Below are 13,776 nucleotides of genomic sequence, written 5' to 3' on the forward strand. Positions count from 1 at the left end.
TTGGCATATGTCTTGGCCTGAGGCATTATCCGCCACCTTGCCGCGCGCGTTTTTTGTAAGTCAGAAAATAAAATGAAGATTGGAATTATTGGTGCAATGGAGCCCGAAGTGGCCCATCTAATTGCTTCGCTTGAAAACAGCAGCAAAGAAACTGTAGCCGGGATCGATTTTTACAGCGGCACTCTGGCAGATCATCAAGTGATCGTCACCCGCTCTGGCATTGGCAAAGTCGCTGCCAGCATCGCCACCACGCTATTAATCGCTAAATATCAGCCTGAAGCCATTATCAACACTGGCTCTGCGGGTGGCTTTGTGGATCATTTATCGATTGGCGACATCGTCATCTCATCCGAAGTACGTCACCACGATGTGGATGTCACGGCATTTGGCTATGAAATCGGCCAGATGGCTCAGCAGCCTGCCGCCTTTACGCCGGATGCAGATTTAGTTGCCGCAGCGCACCGTGCCGTAGCCAGCCTTGGCCAGGTACAAGCGATTGATGGCTTGATTTGCACAGGTGACAGTTTTATTTGCGACAGCACCCGCACAGCGCAAATGCTCAAAAACTTTCCGACCATGGCCGCATGCGAAATGGAAGCGGCAGCCATTGCTCAGGTTTGCTATCAGCATGAAGTGCCTTTCGTGATTATCAGATCACTATCTGATAACGCCAATAACGATTCACCCGTTGATTTTGACCAATACATCATCAAAGCGGGCCACCATTCCGCACTGATGGTAATTGCGCTTTTAGAAGAGCTGGATGCAATGGGCGGATCATTCCAACCCATGCATAAAAAACAAAATACACAGTCTTTGCACTAAACGTATGCCTTACCGCGTTACAGGCACGCGCCTGTAACGCCCTCCCGTGTTTCAATTCCAATATCCCCGCAGTGAATCGATTCACCCTCTTTTATTTTCATTTAATACCAGCTCAGGCAACATACCCGTACGCAAGCATGACAAACAAATATAAAAACAGCCACCCAACCCCATTCACGGCAACTAAATAACGATTAATGAACAGACGGCGCAATAAAAAAGCCATTTTTCACCGCCACACCCCAACTCAAACCCATGCGCATAACTACCGCAATTCACCTTAATACCAAATAAATTAAGGGCAAAAAAATTGAATTGATCGCTTATTTAATCAGGGCGGAAAATGATCACTCATCAGGCAGGCATTACTGCTTCAGGAGTGAGAAATGAAGTACTTATGGGCAGGAATATATATTGCATTCAGCGTGCAAATCGCCAGCCACTCTCACGCAAGCGTGTTTGAAATAAAACCAGGCACCGAATTAAATACAGCGGCTGAAGTGAATCACTTTGTTGAAACACCAATTAAAAAAACAAACAACATAAACAAAGTGATTCCGGAATGGAAGCAATTAAGAATTTCCGATATGGCGAGGCACTCCACCTCTCCAGCACAAAACAATGCCATGATGGCAGCGCCACATAAAACAATTCCAGAGCCAGAAACCTATTTATTGATCAGCCTTGGCGTTATAGCGTTAATCAGCAGGGGGCGACATAGAAACAGATAAGCAAAAAGAGCTTAAGCAAGGCTTAAGCTCTTTTTCTGAAGTGTCTCTCGTTCACGCCAAAGAATAAAAATGCTGGATCAGCAGCAAAGCCAAAACGGCGTAAGCGCCAGCAAGAATATCGTCGATCATCACTCCAATCCCACCAGGCACCCGCAGATCAAACCAGCAAATAGGCCAGGGTTTTAAAATATCAAACACCCGGAACAAGGCAAATGCCAGCCCCCAGCCCAATACTGTGACCGGCACAAAAAGCAGCACCAGCCACATAGCAACAATTTCATCGATCACAATGCCGCCATAATCGTGCACCCCCAGCGTTTTCCCCGTCACCTCGCTCGCCCAGCAGCCAATCACAAACACCGGCAGACAAAACCACGCGATCGCCTGCGGAGAAAGCCATTGCATTAAAAGAGCAAACAACGGCAATGCGGCGATCGTACCAAAAGTGCCGGGTGCTTTCTTCGCCAAGCCACTGCCAAAACCAAAAGCAATAAAATGGGCGGGGTGAACAAACAGAAAGCGCCATGTCGGGCGCACCAAGGGGGCTTGTTTATGACTCATAGGCGAAGTGATCAAATCCATGAAAGATAATCGGCAAGGGCTGGCGGGAGGCATCAAGAAGATGCACGGTATTGCCCTGAATAATTTTACCCACAAGAGTAAGCCCCAATTCAAGCTCATCGGCTAGGGCAATAATAGCCTTATGCTGATCGGGTGCAGCAGTAAAGCACAGCTCATAATCATCCCCGCCCGCCAAAAAAGCCTCCTGCCGTAAATGCTCAGGTAAGGCATGCAAGTCTTCCACAAAGGGCACGGCATCCAGCCTAACTTCCGCACCACAAGCCGATTGCTCACAAATATGCCGCAAATCAGCCAGCAAGCCGTCTGAAATATCCAAAGCGGCACTGGCGATGCCGCGCAAGCGCAAACCCAACTCAATACGCGGCACGGGGACATCAAGGCGAAGGTCGCAGCGCTCTGCCACATCAGAAGGCAGCTTTACGCGGCCTGTGCGGTGCATAACGGCCGCTGCAGCGCCCCCCAGTGGCCCTGACACCCACACTTCATCTCCTGCTCTGGCGCCGCTTCTTAGAAGCGCCTGACCGCGTGGCAGGCTGCCTGCTATCTGAATAGCTATCGTTAAAGGGCCGCATGTTGTATCGCCCCCGATCAGCGAAATATCGTGCTCACCGGCCATCGCAAACAAGCCACGGCTAAATGCCTCCAGCCAAGGCTCATCCATTTTGGGCAACGCCAAAGAAAGCGTAAACCAGCTTGGTTTTGCGCCCATTGCTGCAAGATCAGATAAATTAACGGCCAGCACTTTACGTCCCAGCCGTTCCGGGTCTGCATCCGAAAAAAAATGCCGCCCTTCAACCAGCATATCCGCAGAGATGGCCAACTGATGCCCGGCAGCAACAGATACCAATGCCGCATCATCACCAATCCCTAAATCTGCATTTTTGGCAGGGCGCTTAAAATAATGGGCAATTAGATCGAATTCGTTCAAAGCGTTTTCAAATCCACAAAGTATAAAAGGCAATAAAAACGTATTTTATGCAAATAGTAAGCAAAAAAAGACGGGCCATGCCCGTCTTTTTATCAAACTAAACCTCATTAACCATGACGTTTAGCGCGTCCTGCACTCACTTCCTCGCTGCGCACCAGCGCCGCTAATTTATCTAGCACACCATTCACAAACTTATGGCCATCCAAACCGCCAAATGTTTTGGCCAGCTCAATGGCTTCATTGATAATGACGGGATAGGGTGTTTCCGGCATAGAAATAATTTCATACGCGGCCACGCACAATACAGCGGCTTCTACCATGCTGACTTCATCCATAGGACGATCAACATGAGGCGCAATCGCGTCTTGCAGGGATTTCATATCCTTGATGGCACCAAACAAGATAGAGCGAAATAATTTTTCGTCCGCACGGGCAAAACTAGTATTGCTTTCGCGCAAAAAGGCTTCAATATTGCCGACATTATCGCCAGCCAGCAGCCATTGATAGATACCTTGCACGGCAAATTCGCGTGAACGGCGGCGGGATGATTTTGGTTTTGCTACTTCTTCGGTCATGCTTGTAATGCCTTTAATAAATTCGCGGTTTCTACGGCGACACGCGCGGCATCTGTGCCTTTTTCAAGTACACGGACTTCTGCTTGTTCGTCGTTTTCAGTGGTTAATATGGCGTTTGCCACGACAATACCGTAATCGAGTCCAATACGGCTTACACCGGCGCCTGATTCATTGGCAACCAGCTCAAAATGATAGGTTTCGCCTCGAATCACTGCGCCCAAAGCGATCAGTGCATCAAAACGATCTGATTCAGCCATAGCAGCCAAAACCAGAGGAATTTCTAAAGCGCCTGGCACAGTCGTGATCAGCATATCTTGCTCAGCCACGCCCAGTGCTTTAAGTTCTGCAACGCAAGCATCGCGTAAACCTTCACAAACTGGTGTATTAAAGCGGCTCATTACAATGCCGATTCGTAACCCATTGCCTGCAAGATTAGGTGCAATAAAAGGAATATTTGCAGCGACGCTCATTATTTTTTTCCTTGAGATAGTTCAAAGCCAGTAATTTCTAAACCAAAGCCCGTCATGCTTGGGATACGGCGCTCTGGTGACAATAAGCGCATTTTACCCACACCTAAGTCTTTTAGCATTTGTGCACCAATACCATAGGTGCGCAAATCCCATTTCTTGTTTTCATTTAAGCCTAATTCCGGCAAGGCGCGAGCTAATAAATCATTGCCATCTTCAGCGCGATGTAAAAGCACCATCACGCCACAGCCCGCCTTAGCAATGGCTTCTAAGGAAGACTTCACATCCCAAGAATGCCCAGTCTGCCCTAAATCCATCCAGTCGATCACCGACAAAGGCTCGTGCACCCTCACCAATGTTTCAGTATCTGCACTTGGCTGGCCTTTAATCAGCGCCAGATGGCTGGCTGAAGTGAGCTTATCGCGGTAAACCGCCAGCTCAAATTCACCTGCGAACGTTGTAATCGTGCGGCGCCCGGCGCATTCCACCAGTGTTTCGGTACGACTGCGATAATGAATCAGGTCGGCGATAGTACCAATTTTTAGCTGATGCTGTTCAGCAAATACTAAAAGTTCAGGTAAACGGGCCATTGTACCGTCGTCATTCATGATCTCACAGATCACGCTGGCAGGCGTTACACCAGCTAATGCGGCCAGATCACAGCCCGCTTCGGTGTGGCCTGCCCTAACCAACACCCCACCTGGCTGCGCCATAATTGGGAAGACATGGCCAGGCTGCACGATATCGCTGGCTTTAGCATCAAAGGCAATGGCTTTTTTAATGGTTAAAGCACGATCATGCGCAGAAATACCGGTCGTCACGCCCTCCGCCGCTTCAATCGAGGCGGTAAAGTTAGTCCCAAAGCTCGAGCCATTAGCGCGAACCATAGGCGCAAGACCTAAATGAGCACAGCGCTCGGCATTAATTGTCAGGCAAATCAAGCCACGACCATGTTTCGCCATAAAATTAATTGCCTCTGGCGTCACAAAATCTGCCGCCAGCACCAGATCCCCCTCGTTTTCCCTGTCTTCTTCGTCTACCAGCACCACCATGCGCCCGGCACGTAATTCTTCGATAATTTCCTGGACTGGGGAGATATTGACACTCATAGCAGTACCTTTATTTTTTAAGATCACTTAAAGCAAATAAATTCGGCCTTACCCGCCACAACATCCTTTCAGGCATTAAAGCCATGTTGTTGCAGCAGCTAATAAGCGGCTATTGTCCCAGATCAGCGGGAGATAGACCATAAGCAAGCCACTTTTCCCACTGTCTTATCTGAAAAATCGGCTTCAGAGTCATTAAAACGGATATGACATCAGGGCAAAGTTCTTTCTTTCAGCTGACGCCTCTGCTATTCTCGCGGACTTCAAAGCATTTGCTGGCGAAGTGAACGAGCGCTGATAAAAATTAAACCACGCCACTCGCTCAAATTATTCAGATTAAGTAATCAGCCAGACAATCAATGATTCAATTTCAAATCTCAAAATGGGCCGCCTGGGCTCCTGGCTTGCATGAGCAATCGTCATGGCTGGCTTATCTGGCTGCGCCCCATACCCCAGCTGGCGATGAAAACCCCACCTTAAGCGAAATGCCGTCCATGCTGCGCCGCCGCGTAGGCCGCTTAGGTAAAATGGCCTTGCAGGTGGCTTATTGGGCCAGTGAAGAAATTACACCTTGCCCGGTTATTTTTGCTTCCCGTTATGGCGATATGGCGCAATCGGTAGACCAACTCAGTCAATTAGCGCTCAGCCATGCCGTTTCACCAACTGCATTCAGTATGTCGGTGCATAACGCGATATCTGCTTTATTTTCTATTGCCCGCAAAGATACAGGCAGCTATACCGCCATAGCCGCAGGCCAGGAAACCACAGAAGCCGCCTTCACAGAAGCTTTGGCACTGCTGGCCGATGGCGCGGCCAGCGTACTGCTGGTTTTTTACGAAGAGCCTCTGCCGCAGCCTCACCCTATTTTTGCCGACACGCCTGAGTTTCCACACGCCTTTGCCTGCCAGCTGGTCAAAGCAGAACAAGGCATTAGCCTCTGTAGCAAATCCTGCGGGCAAAACCAGACTAATGACGACCTGCCGGGCAGCATCGCTGCGCTGCGTTTTTTACTTTCCGATCAGCCCGAATATCAGCATACCGTGGGCACACGAACCTGGGTCTGGCAGCGACATGTTTAAGACACTGGAAAGAAGCTGGCGGATTTTTGCGACTGCGCTCGCTTTTTCTGCCTTTGGCCTAGGTGGTCTGGCGCTCGGCTTGGTTTTCTTTCCGCTATTGCATTTATGCGTGCGCCAAAGTGCGCACAAAACCCGCTTGGCACGCTTAACGATCCATTACGCTTTTAAGTTTTTTATTGAATTAATGCGCATACTGGGCATTTTGCGTTACAGCATCCGGGGCATTGAAAAACTGCAGCGCCCTGGGCGATTCATTCTGGCGAACCACCCCACACTGATCGATGTGGTGTTTTTAATTTCCTTAGTTAAAAACGCGGATTGCGTCGTCAAAGCAGGCTTAGCGCAAAATCCTTTTACCCGCGGCCCCATAAAAGGGACGGCCTATATTTGCAATAATTCCGGCTCGCAGCTCATCGACGACTGTATCGCTTCGGTGCACGCAGGCAATGATTTGATTATTTTCCCTGAAGGAACACGAACGGCAACAGACGGATCGATGAAACTTCAGCGCGGCGCAGCCAATATTGCCTTGCGCGGCCAATGCGATATCACCCCGGTTACCATACGCTGCCAGCCACTCAGCCTCACCAAAGGTTTACCATGGTGGAAAGTGCCCGCCAGCCGTATGATTTTTACTTTGGATATCGGGGACGATATTGCTGTTGCCCCTTTTTTAGAACAGGCAGGCGGCGAAACTGCCCTTGCCGCCCGTCAGCTCACTCAATATCTGCACGACTATTTTTTACCGGAGAACACCGCCCATGCAGGCGCTTGAACAAGAAATCAAACAACTCATTATCTCTGCCCTCAACCTTGAAGACCTGAGCCCGGAAGATATCGACTCCAGCGCCCCGCTGTTTGTGGACGGCTTAGGCCTGGACTCCATTGATGCCTTAGAGCTGGGCTTAGTGCTGCAAAAAAGTTATGGTGTTAGCCTGTCTGCAGATTCAGGCGAAACCCGCGCGCATTTTGCCAGCGTGCAAGCATTAGCAACCTTTATTGCCTCAGCACGCATTAACTGACAAGTACACCCGTGTGTAGCAAGGAACACCCATGACCAAGCAAGAAATGTTTGAACGCCTTAGCGCCATTTTGCAAGAAACGTTTGATACCGAAGCCAGCAAAATCACCCCAGAAGCACGCCTTTACGAAGATCTGGATATCGACAGCATTGATGCCGTTGATCTCATCGTTAAACTTAAACCCATTGCCGGCAAACGCCTGCACCCCGATGCGTTTAAAGCCGTGCGTACCTTACAAGATGTTGTTGATGCACTCTATGAGCTGACGCAAGAAAAATCTGCAGCTTAAAATGCGTACCCTCGTTTTAGGTATCATCACCCTCGCTTACCCTGTACTGATTTATCTTGGTTTGGGCCATTTCGAGCCAAAATGGCTGGCGCTATTGCTAGTGGCCATGGCTCTGACGCGTGCCTTGCTAACAAAAGAGAAAATCTGGCTGATTGCTGCGACTGGCGCTGCCTTGCTAGCCTTGGTGAGTTTTGCGAGCAACCAACTTTTGCCGCTCAAACTTTATCCCGTTCTGGTCAATGCAGTGCTTTGTGCTGCTTTTGCACTGTCGCTGGCGTATCCGCCCAGCGCCATTGAGCGCCTAGCAAGGCTAAGCGAGCCCGATCTGCCTGAGAGCGGCGTGCGCTATACACGCCGGGTAACGCAAGTTTGGTGTGGTTTTTTTATTTTTAACGGCTGCGCGGCCTTGATCACCGCGTTTTGGTCGGACGCTGCCTGGGCCTTATACAACGGATTGATTGCCTACATTCTGATGGGCATACTCTTTCTGGGGGAATGGATCATCAGGCGGCGAGTAAGGGCTGCTTATGGCTAACTTTATTTCACTTGACCGCCTGCTGTTTACGACCAGGGAATCCACTTACCCCCTGGCCAAAAACGCCGCGCAAATAATGGATTACGGCAGTTTCATTAAAGAAGTTGCCCGCTGGCATCATGCATTCAGTTTGCAAAGCGGCCACCGCTTTGCACTGTACTTTAATGACAGCACTACCTTTGCCGCCGCGCTTTTAGGCGCATGGCACGCGGGTAAATGTGTGTACCTGCCCAGCGACATCCTGCCAGCCACTTTGCAAAAACTGCAGGAAAGCACAGATGGCTTTGCCGGTGATGTTCCGACGGCACTCTCGCCCATTTCTGCTGCAAACGGCTCAGCAAACAACTGGCAAGTATTGGATCTGAACGCTGTCATGCTGGTGGTCTATACATCGGGCAGCAGCGGCGAACCCTGCGCCATTCCTAAAAAGCTTTCACAACTGCTTAGCGAAGTCGCTGCGCTTGAAGCCTGCTTTGGCAAACAAAGCGCCGGAGCCACCGTGCTGGCCACCGTCTCGCATCAGCATATTTACGGGCTATTGTTCCGTATTTTATGGCCGCTCTCGGCCGGGCGTGTCTTTGATGCGGAAAGACTGGTTTATCCTGAAGACATTGCCGCAGCGCTGAGGGATGCCTCGCCTGCCACAACGATTCTGGTAGCCAGCCCTGCCCATTTAAAACGCCTGCCTGAGCAGCTAAAATGGCAGACCCAATCCTTACGCGCGGTATTTTCTTCTGGCGGGCCTTTACCTCTAGAAGCCCTGCCCGCCTGCCGCAATTTACTTGGCAGCGCCCCGTTTGAAATCTATGGCAGCTCAGAAACCGGCGGCATTGCTTGGCGACAACGCCAGCAGGATCATCAAACCGCATGGAGAACGCTGCCCGGCATTGCAATCCGCGTGGAAAACGAAACGCTCTTTTTGCGCTCGCCCCATCTGAGCAATAACGACTGGCAAGCCAGCAATGATCGCGTCACGCTTACCCCAAGTGGCTTTGAGCTGCTTGGACGCAGCGACCGCATTATCAAGATCGAGGAAAAACGCATTTCACTCAGCGCCATGGAGCAGGCACTGCTGGCCACACCGCTACTGGACGACGTACGCCTGATTGTCCTGCCCGGCCAGCGGCTTTCTCTGGGTTTGATCGCCAGCCCCAGTGAAGCAGGCTGGCGCTTAGTGGATGAGCAAGGCAAGAAAGCACTCAATCAGGCCTTACGTCATGCCTTGGCAGAGTCAAGCGAGGCCAGCGCCCTGCCGCGTCGCTTTCGCTACATCTGGGCTTTGCCCAGCAATACCCAGAGCAAAACCACCCACGCGGCACTGCTCGCACTATTCGATCCGCGCCGCCCCGAAGCGCGCCTGCTTGAGCGCAGCAAAGACGCAGCCTTGCTCTCTATTGAAGTCAATGCCAGCTCGCCCTTTTTTGATGGCCACTTTAATACCGCCCCCATTCTGCCAGGCGTGGCACAGCTAGAGTGGGCGCTTTGCCTTGCACGAGAGTTGTTTGAGCTGCCCGCTGCGTTTTTGCGCATGGAAGTACTGAAGTTTCAACAGCTGATTCGTCCCGGCAGCCAGATTCAGCTGGAGCTAAAAACACTCAGCAAAGACACTGAAACCATGCTGACGTTTAAATTTCTATCTACCACAGGCACACACGCCAGCGGCCGGATTGTTTTAGGAAATCCTGCATGAATATCCACATGGTGATTCCTGCATATCAACACATGATATTCGCCTGCAGCGGCATCAGCCAGGAAGGCACAGCATGAAAATATGCGTCGTGATCCCTGTTTATAACCATGGCGAAGCCATCAGTGCGGTTGTACATGCCGTACGCGGCCATGATCTGCACTGCATTCTGGTCGACGATGGCAGCCATGCCCGTTGCGCGGCCGTATTAGATCAGCTGGATAAAGAGTTGGAGCAAAACGTGACGCTTGTGCGGCTGGCGCAGAACCAGGGCAAGGGTGGCGCGATGGTGGCGGGCCTGCGCTGCGCGCTAGATCTGGGCTACAGCCATGCCTTACAAATTGATGCGGATGGCCAGCACAATACCGCCGATATTCCCACTTTTATTACGCTGGCAAAGCAAAACACCCATGCCCTGATTTGCGGCTGCCCGGTTTACGATGAAAGCGTGCCCAAAGTGCGCCTGTATGCCCGTTATGCCACCCATATCTGGGTATGGATTAACACCCTGTCGCTGGCGATTAAAGACTCAATGTGCGGCTTTCGCATCTACCCACTTGCGCCCACTATTGCGCTGTTTAACAGCCGCAATATCGGCAAGCGCATGGATTTTGATATTGATATTGCGGTGCGTCTGTACTGGCGCGGCATGCCCGTCATCAACCAGCCTACTAAAGTGACCTATCCCAGCGACGGCGTATCTCACTTTAAAACCCTGCTGGATAATGTACTGATCTCACGCATGCACGCACGGCTGTTTGCAGGCATGTTGCTGCGCTCCCCGCTGCTCATCTGGAGAAAGTTTGCCTCGTGAGCGCACCATCACAACACTCAGTAAAATCACAACAACACTGGGCAGACATTAGCGAAAACACCTTTATTGCAGGTATCTGGCTGCTTTTTTGGGTGCATAAGCTCCTAGGTCGCTGGCCGTTCCGGCTTTGTCTTTATCCGGTGATTACCGTGCAATGGTTAAGCCGCCCGGCCTTACGCCACGCATCGATGCAATATTTGCAACGTCTGGAGGCCGCTACAGGCGCGCTGGGCCATGCTGCAAGCTGGCGAGACAGCCTGAAACACCTCGCACTTTTTGCCGAAACGATGCTGGATAAGCTACTGGCCGTTTCTGGCCGCTATCAGTTTAGCAATGTCAGCACAGAAGGCCGTGAAGCGTTTTACACCACCGCAGAGCAGGGTTTGGGTGGCGTTATTATCACCGCCCACTTGGGATGCCTTGAGCTTTGCCGCGCCATGGCCGAGGACACCGGCAAGATTCGCCTCAATATTCTGGTGCACACTCGCCACGCTAGGCAATTTAACCAGCTCTTAAAACGGCTTAATCCTGATAACGACTTACAACTGATCGAAGTCTCGGAAGTCGGTCCTGCAACCGCCGTCTTGCTGGCCGAAAAAATAGCCGCCGGTGAATATATTGTCATTGCTGGCGACCGGATTCCCGTCTTTGCCAGCCAAACCGTACAAGCCGATTTTTTAGGCCAAAGCGCGCCTTTTCCAGCGGGCCCTTACATCCTAGCCAGCCTCTTAAAGTGCCCGCTCTATTTACTGGGCTGCACCCACGCAGGACGTGGCTACCACATTCATTTTGAAACACTGGCCAATCGGGTGATTTTGCCACGAGGCCAACGTCAGGACGCGATGGCAGGCTATGCAGCGCAATACGCCCAAGCCATTACCGCACTCCTCAAACGCTCGCCCTACGACTGGTTTAACTTTTTTGCCTTTTGGGATCAGACACATGACAAACACTAAGCCTGCCATCACGTTCGATGGCACACGATTATGCATCGAAGACATTGTTGCGATCTCCCTGAAAAAATCATCTGCGGTGCTGTCAGGCGAGCCGAAATTTCGCCAGCGCATCCAAAAAGGCGCTGATTTTTTAGACAAGCTCCTGCGTGAAGACGGCGTCATTTATGGCGTGACCACCGGCTACGGCGACTCTTGCACCGTGACCATTCCTCCCGAGCTGATCAGCGAGCTGCCGCATCATCTTTACACCTATCACGGCTGCGGTGCCGGGCGCTTTTTAACACAGGAAGAAACCCGTGCCGTACTGGCCACGCGGCTGGCGTCTTTATCGCAAGGCATGTCGGGCGTCAGCATTGCTCTGCTTGATCAGCTGGAAACCTTACTCAAACACGACATCCTGCCGCTGATTCCGGCAGAAGGCTCGGTCGGGGCCAGCGGCGATTTAACGCCCTTGTCATACGTCGCTGCCGTACTGTGCGGCGAGCGGGAAGTGATGTATCGCGGCGAGCGCCGCAATGCCAGCGATGTCTTTGCCGAATTGGAAATCCAGCCACTGCGCCTGCGCCCAAAAGAAGGCCTTGCCATGATGAATGGCACGGCGGTGATGACTGCACTGGCCTGCCTTGCATGGCAGCGTGCTGATTACCTTTGCAAGCTTGCGGCAAGGCTCACCGCCATGAATGTGGTGGCCAGCGCGGGAAATAGCAACCATTTTGATGAAACGCTTTTTGCCGTTAAACCGCACGCCGGCCAGCAAGCCGTGGCGGCCCGCATCCGTAATGATCTGGCCAGCCCGCGGCCCAGCCGCAATGACGAGCGGCTGCAGGATCGCTATTCCCTGCGCTGCGCCCCGCATGTGATTGGCGTACTGGAAGACGCACTGCCATTTTTCAGAACACTGATCGAAAATGAGCTGAACAGCGCCAACGACAACCCAATTATCGACGCTGAAAACGAGCGCGTTTTACACGGCGGGCATTTCTACGGCGGGCATATTGCCTTTGCCATGGACAGCCTAAAAAACACCGTGGCCAATCTGGCCGATTTGCTCGACCGCCAGCTGGCGCTGCTCGTTGATACCCGATTCAACCACGGTCTGCCGTCTAATCTGTCCGGCTGCACCGGTCCGCGCGCAGCAATTAACCATGGCTTAAAAGCACTGCAAATCAGCGTATCTGCCTGGACCGCCGAAGCGCTGAAACAAACCATGCCCGCCTCGGTATTCAGCCGCTCTACCGAATGCCACAATCAGGATAAAGTCAGCATGGGCACGATTGCAGCACGCGATGCCTTACGCGTACTGGAGCTGACCGAGCAAGTGGTCGCCGCCATGTTGATTGCTGCCCGTCAGGGTATTGCGCTGCGCCGCCGTATTGATCCAGCGCTGCAGCTGCCAGAAGCACTTGCAGCCATGCAGGCGGATCTGGAAGACCGCATCCCATTGCTGGTAGAAGACCGCGCTTTAGATAAGGAGCTACAAGCCTTGATCCTGGATATTCGCGCAGAAGTCTGGACCTTGTATGCCAAATAAACCCACCCATCCCTGCCTCAGCATCGAGATTGCGCTCAGCCCAGCTTTTCACGATCTGGATCCGATGGATATCGTCTGGCACGGCAATTATCCCAAATATCTGGAAATTGCCCGCTGCGCGCTGCTCAGCCAATTTAATTACGATTATCCGCAAATGAAAGCATCCGGCTATGCATGGCCGATTGTGGATATGCGGCTGAAATACGTTAAACCGGCCCGTTTTGAGCAAAAGCTCATCGTGCGCGCCGAAATTACAGAGTGGGAAAGCCGCTTAAAGATTAATTACCTGATTAAAGATGCGGTCAGTGGCCAGAAAATCAATCAGGCCCATACCATACAGGTAGCTGTCGATATGAATACGGGTGAAATGCAATATGTTTGCCCGGCGATTCTTTGGGAGCGGCTTGGGGTGGAGGAGCCGCAATAATGTTAAATAATTTAAGTGCCTCCGGCACCGTATTTAGGGCGGGAGGCCCCCGCTTGGGACTCGCTTTTCTTGAACGGCCTAGAAAAGTAAGCAAAAGAAAGCCGCCCCGCTTGTTCCTCGCTCGGCGAAATACAGTGGACCCAAAAAACACCAGTGCAACGATTGCAGAATTTATTTTGTGGATTAGAAATCGATGCAAAACAATAACCGTAGTTCATTTTC

General features: G+C 51.6%; 17 protein-coding genes. 12 read left to right on the forward strand and 5 right to left on the reverse strand.

What is annotated here, in order from left to right; translation table 11 throughout:
* The first annotated feature begins 72 nt into the window (after positions 1-72).
* Both DYD62_RS11910 and DYD62_RS11915 read left to right on the forward strand, forming a co-directional pair.
* On the forward strand, positions 73-825 hold the full coding sequence (locus DYD62_RS11910; RefSeq protein WP_099396166.1) for a 5'-methylthioadenosine/adenosylhomocysteine nucleosidase: 753 nt from the start codon (positions 73-75) through the stop codon (positions 823-825).
* Positions 826-1,211: 386 nt separating this feature from the next.
* Positions 1,212-1,556 carry a PEP-CTERM sorting domain-containing protein gene (locus DYD62_RS11915; RefSeq protein WP_115227537.1) on the forward strand — a complete coding sequence of 115 codons (345 nt, stop codon included), beginning with the start codon at positions 1,212-1,214 and terminating at the stop codon, positions 1,554-1,556.
* A 51-nt stretch (positions 1,557-1,607) separates the two neighbouring features.
* Here the strand turns inward: DYD62_RS11915 and DYD62_RS11920 are convergent, their stop codons facing one another.
* From DYD62_RS11920 to ribBA, 5 genes are all read right to left on the reverse strand, one after another.
* Complete coding sequence (locus DYD62_RS11920; RefSeq protein WP_115227538.1) at positions 1,608-2,117, reverse strand: phosphatidylglycerophosphatase A family protein; 510 nt, start codon at positions 2,115-2,117, stop codon at positions 1,608-1,610.
* Positions 2,107-3,066, reverse strand: coding sequence for a thiamine-phosphate kinase (thiL, locus tag DYD62_RS11925; RefSeq protein ID WP_115227539.1), 960 nt, complete (start codon positions 3,064-3,066; stop codon positions 2,107-2,109). Before thiL ends, DYD62_RS11920 begins: the two co-directional genes overlap by 11 nt.
* A 107-nt stretch (positions 3,067-3,173) precedes the next feature.
* Positions 3,174-3,641 carry a transcription antitermination factor NusB gene (gene nusB / locus DYD62_RS11930; protein WP_115227540.1) on the reverse strand — a complete coding sequence of 156 codons (468 nt, stop codon included), beginning with the start codon at positions 3,639-3,641 and terminating at the stop codon, positions 3,174-3,176.
* Positions 3,638-4,111: a 6,7-dimethyl-8-ribityllumazine synthase gene (gene ribH / locus DYD62_RS11935; RefSeq protein ID WP_099396170.1), complete on the reverse strand. Its 474-nt coding sequence runs from the start codon at positions 4,109-4,111 to the stop codon at positions 3,638-3,640. Before ribH ends, nusB begins: the two co-directional genes overlap by 4 nt.
* Complete coding sequence (gene ribBA / locus DYD62_RS11940; protein ID WP_115227541.1) at positions 4,111-5,217, reverse strand: bifunctional 3,4-dihydroxy-2-butanone-4-phosphate synthase/GTP cyclohydrolase II; 1,107 nt, start codon at positions 5,215-5,217, stop codon at positions 4,111-4,113. The genes ribH and ribBA overlap by 1 nt, the downstream gene beginning before the upstream one ends.
* A 356-nt stretch (positions 5,218-5,573) precedes the next feature.
* Between ribBA and DYD62_RS11945 the strand changes: the two genes are divergently transcribed.
* The 10 genes from DYD62_RS11945 (at position 5,574) to DYD62_RS11990 (ending at position 13,554) form a co-directional block, all read left to right on the forward strand.
* A complete protein-coding gene (locus DYD62_RS11945) occupies positions 5,574-6,293 on the forward strand; it encodes a beta-ketoacyl synthase chain length factor (RefSeq protein ID WP_115227542.1) in 720 nt (239 codons plus the stop codon).
* Entirely contained in the window at positions 6,286-7,068 is a 783-nt protein-coding gene (locus DYD62_RS11950; RefSeq protein WP_115227543.1) for a lysophospholipid acyltransferase family protein, read from the forward strand. The genes DYD62_RS11945 and DYD62_RS11950 overlap by 8 nt, the downstream gene beginning before the upstream one ends.
* Positions 7,055-7,315, forward strand: coding sequence for a phosphopantetheine-binding protein (locus DYD62_RS11955; protein ID WP_115227544.1), 261 nt, complete (start codon positions 7,055-7,057; stop codon positions 7,313-7,315). Before DYD62_RS11950 ends, DYD62_RS11955 begins: the two co-directional genes overlap by 14 nt.
* Before the next feature lie 31 nt (positions 7,316-7,346).
* Complete coding sequence (locus tag DYD62_RS11960; RefSeq protein ID WP_115227545.1) at positions 7,347-7,604, forward strand: acyl carrier protein; 258 nt, start codon at positions 7,347-7,349, stop codon at positions 7,602-7,604.
* A gap of 1 nt (position 7,605) precedes the next feature.
* On the forward strand, positions 7,606-8,139 hold the full coding sequence (locus tag DYD62_RS11965) for a COG4648 family protein (protein WP_115227546.1): 534 nt from the start codon (positions 7,606-7,608) through the stop codon (positions 8,137-8,139).
* Positions 8,132-9,829 (forward strand): ApeI family dehydratase, encoded by a 1,698-nt coding sequence (locus tag DYD62_RS11970; protein ID WP_115227547.1) that lies wholly within the window; start codon positions 8,132-8,134, stop codon positions 9,827-9,829. Before DYD62_RS11965 ends, DYD62_RS11970 begins: the two co-directional genes overlap by 8 nt.
* A gap of 73 nt (positions 9,830-9,902) precedes the next feature.
* Positions 9,903-10,640 (forward strand): glycosyltransferase family 2 protein, encoded by a 738-nt coding sequence (locus DYD62_RS11975; protein ID WP_115227548.1) that lies wholly within the window; start codon positions 9,903-9,905, stop codon positions 10,638-10,640.
* Positions 10,637-11,596 (forward strand): lysophospholipid acyltransferase family protein, encoded by a 960-nt coding sequence (locus tag DYD62_RS11980; RefSeq protein WP_115227549.1) that lies wholly within the window; start codon positions 10,637-10,639, stop codon positions 11,594-11,596. The genes DYD62_RS11975 and DYD62_RS11980 overlap by 4 nt, the downstream gene beginning before the upstream one ends.
* Positions 11,583-13,127 (forward strand): HAL/PAL/TAL family ammonia-lyase, encoded by a 1,545-nt coding sequence (locus DYD62_RS11985; protein WP_115227550.1) that lies wholly within the window; start codon positions 11,583-11,585, stop codon positions 13,125-13,127. Before DYD62_RS11980 ends, DYD62_RS11985 begins: the two co-directional genes overlap by 14 nt.
* A complete protein-coding gene (locus DYD62_RS11990) occupies positions 13,117-13,554 on the forward strand; it encodes an acyl-CoA thioesterase (protein WP_115227551.1) in 438 nt (145 codons plus the stop codon). The genes DYD62_RS11985 and DYD62_RS11990 overlap by 11 nt, the downstream gene beginning before the upstream one ends.
* Positions 13,555-13,776: the final 222 nt, after the last annotated feature.

The sequence above is a fragment of the Iodobacter fluviatilis genome, from assembly GCF_900451195.1.
GTDB classification, from domain to species: domain Bacteria; phylum Pseudomonadota; class Gammaproteobacteria; order Burkholderiales; family Chitinibacteraceae; genus Iodobacter; species Iodobacter fluviatilis.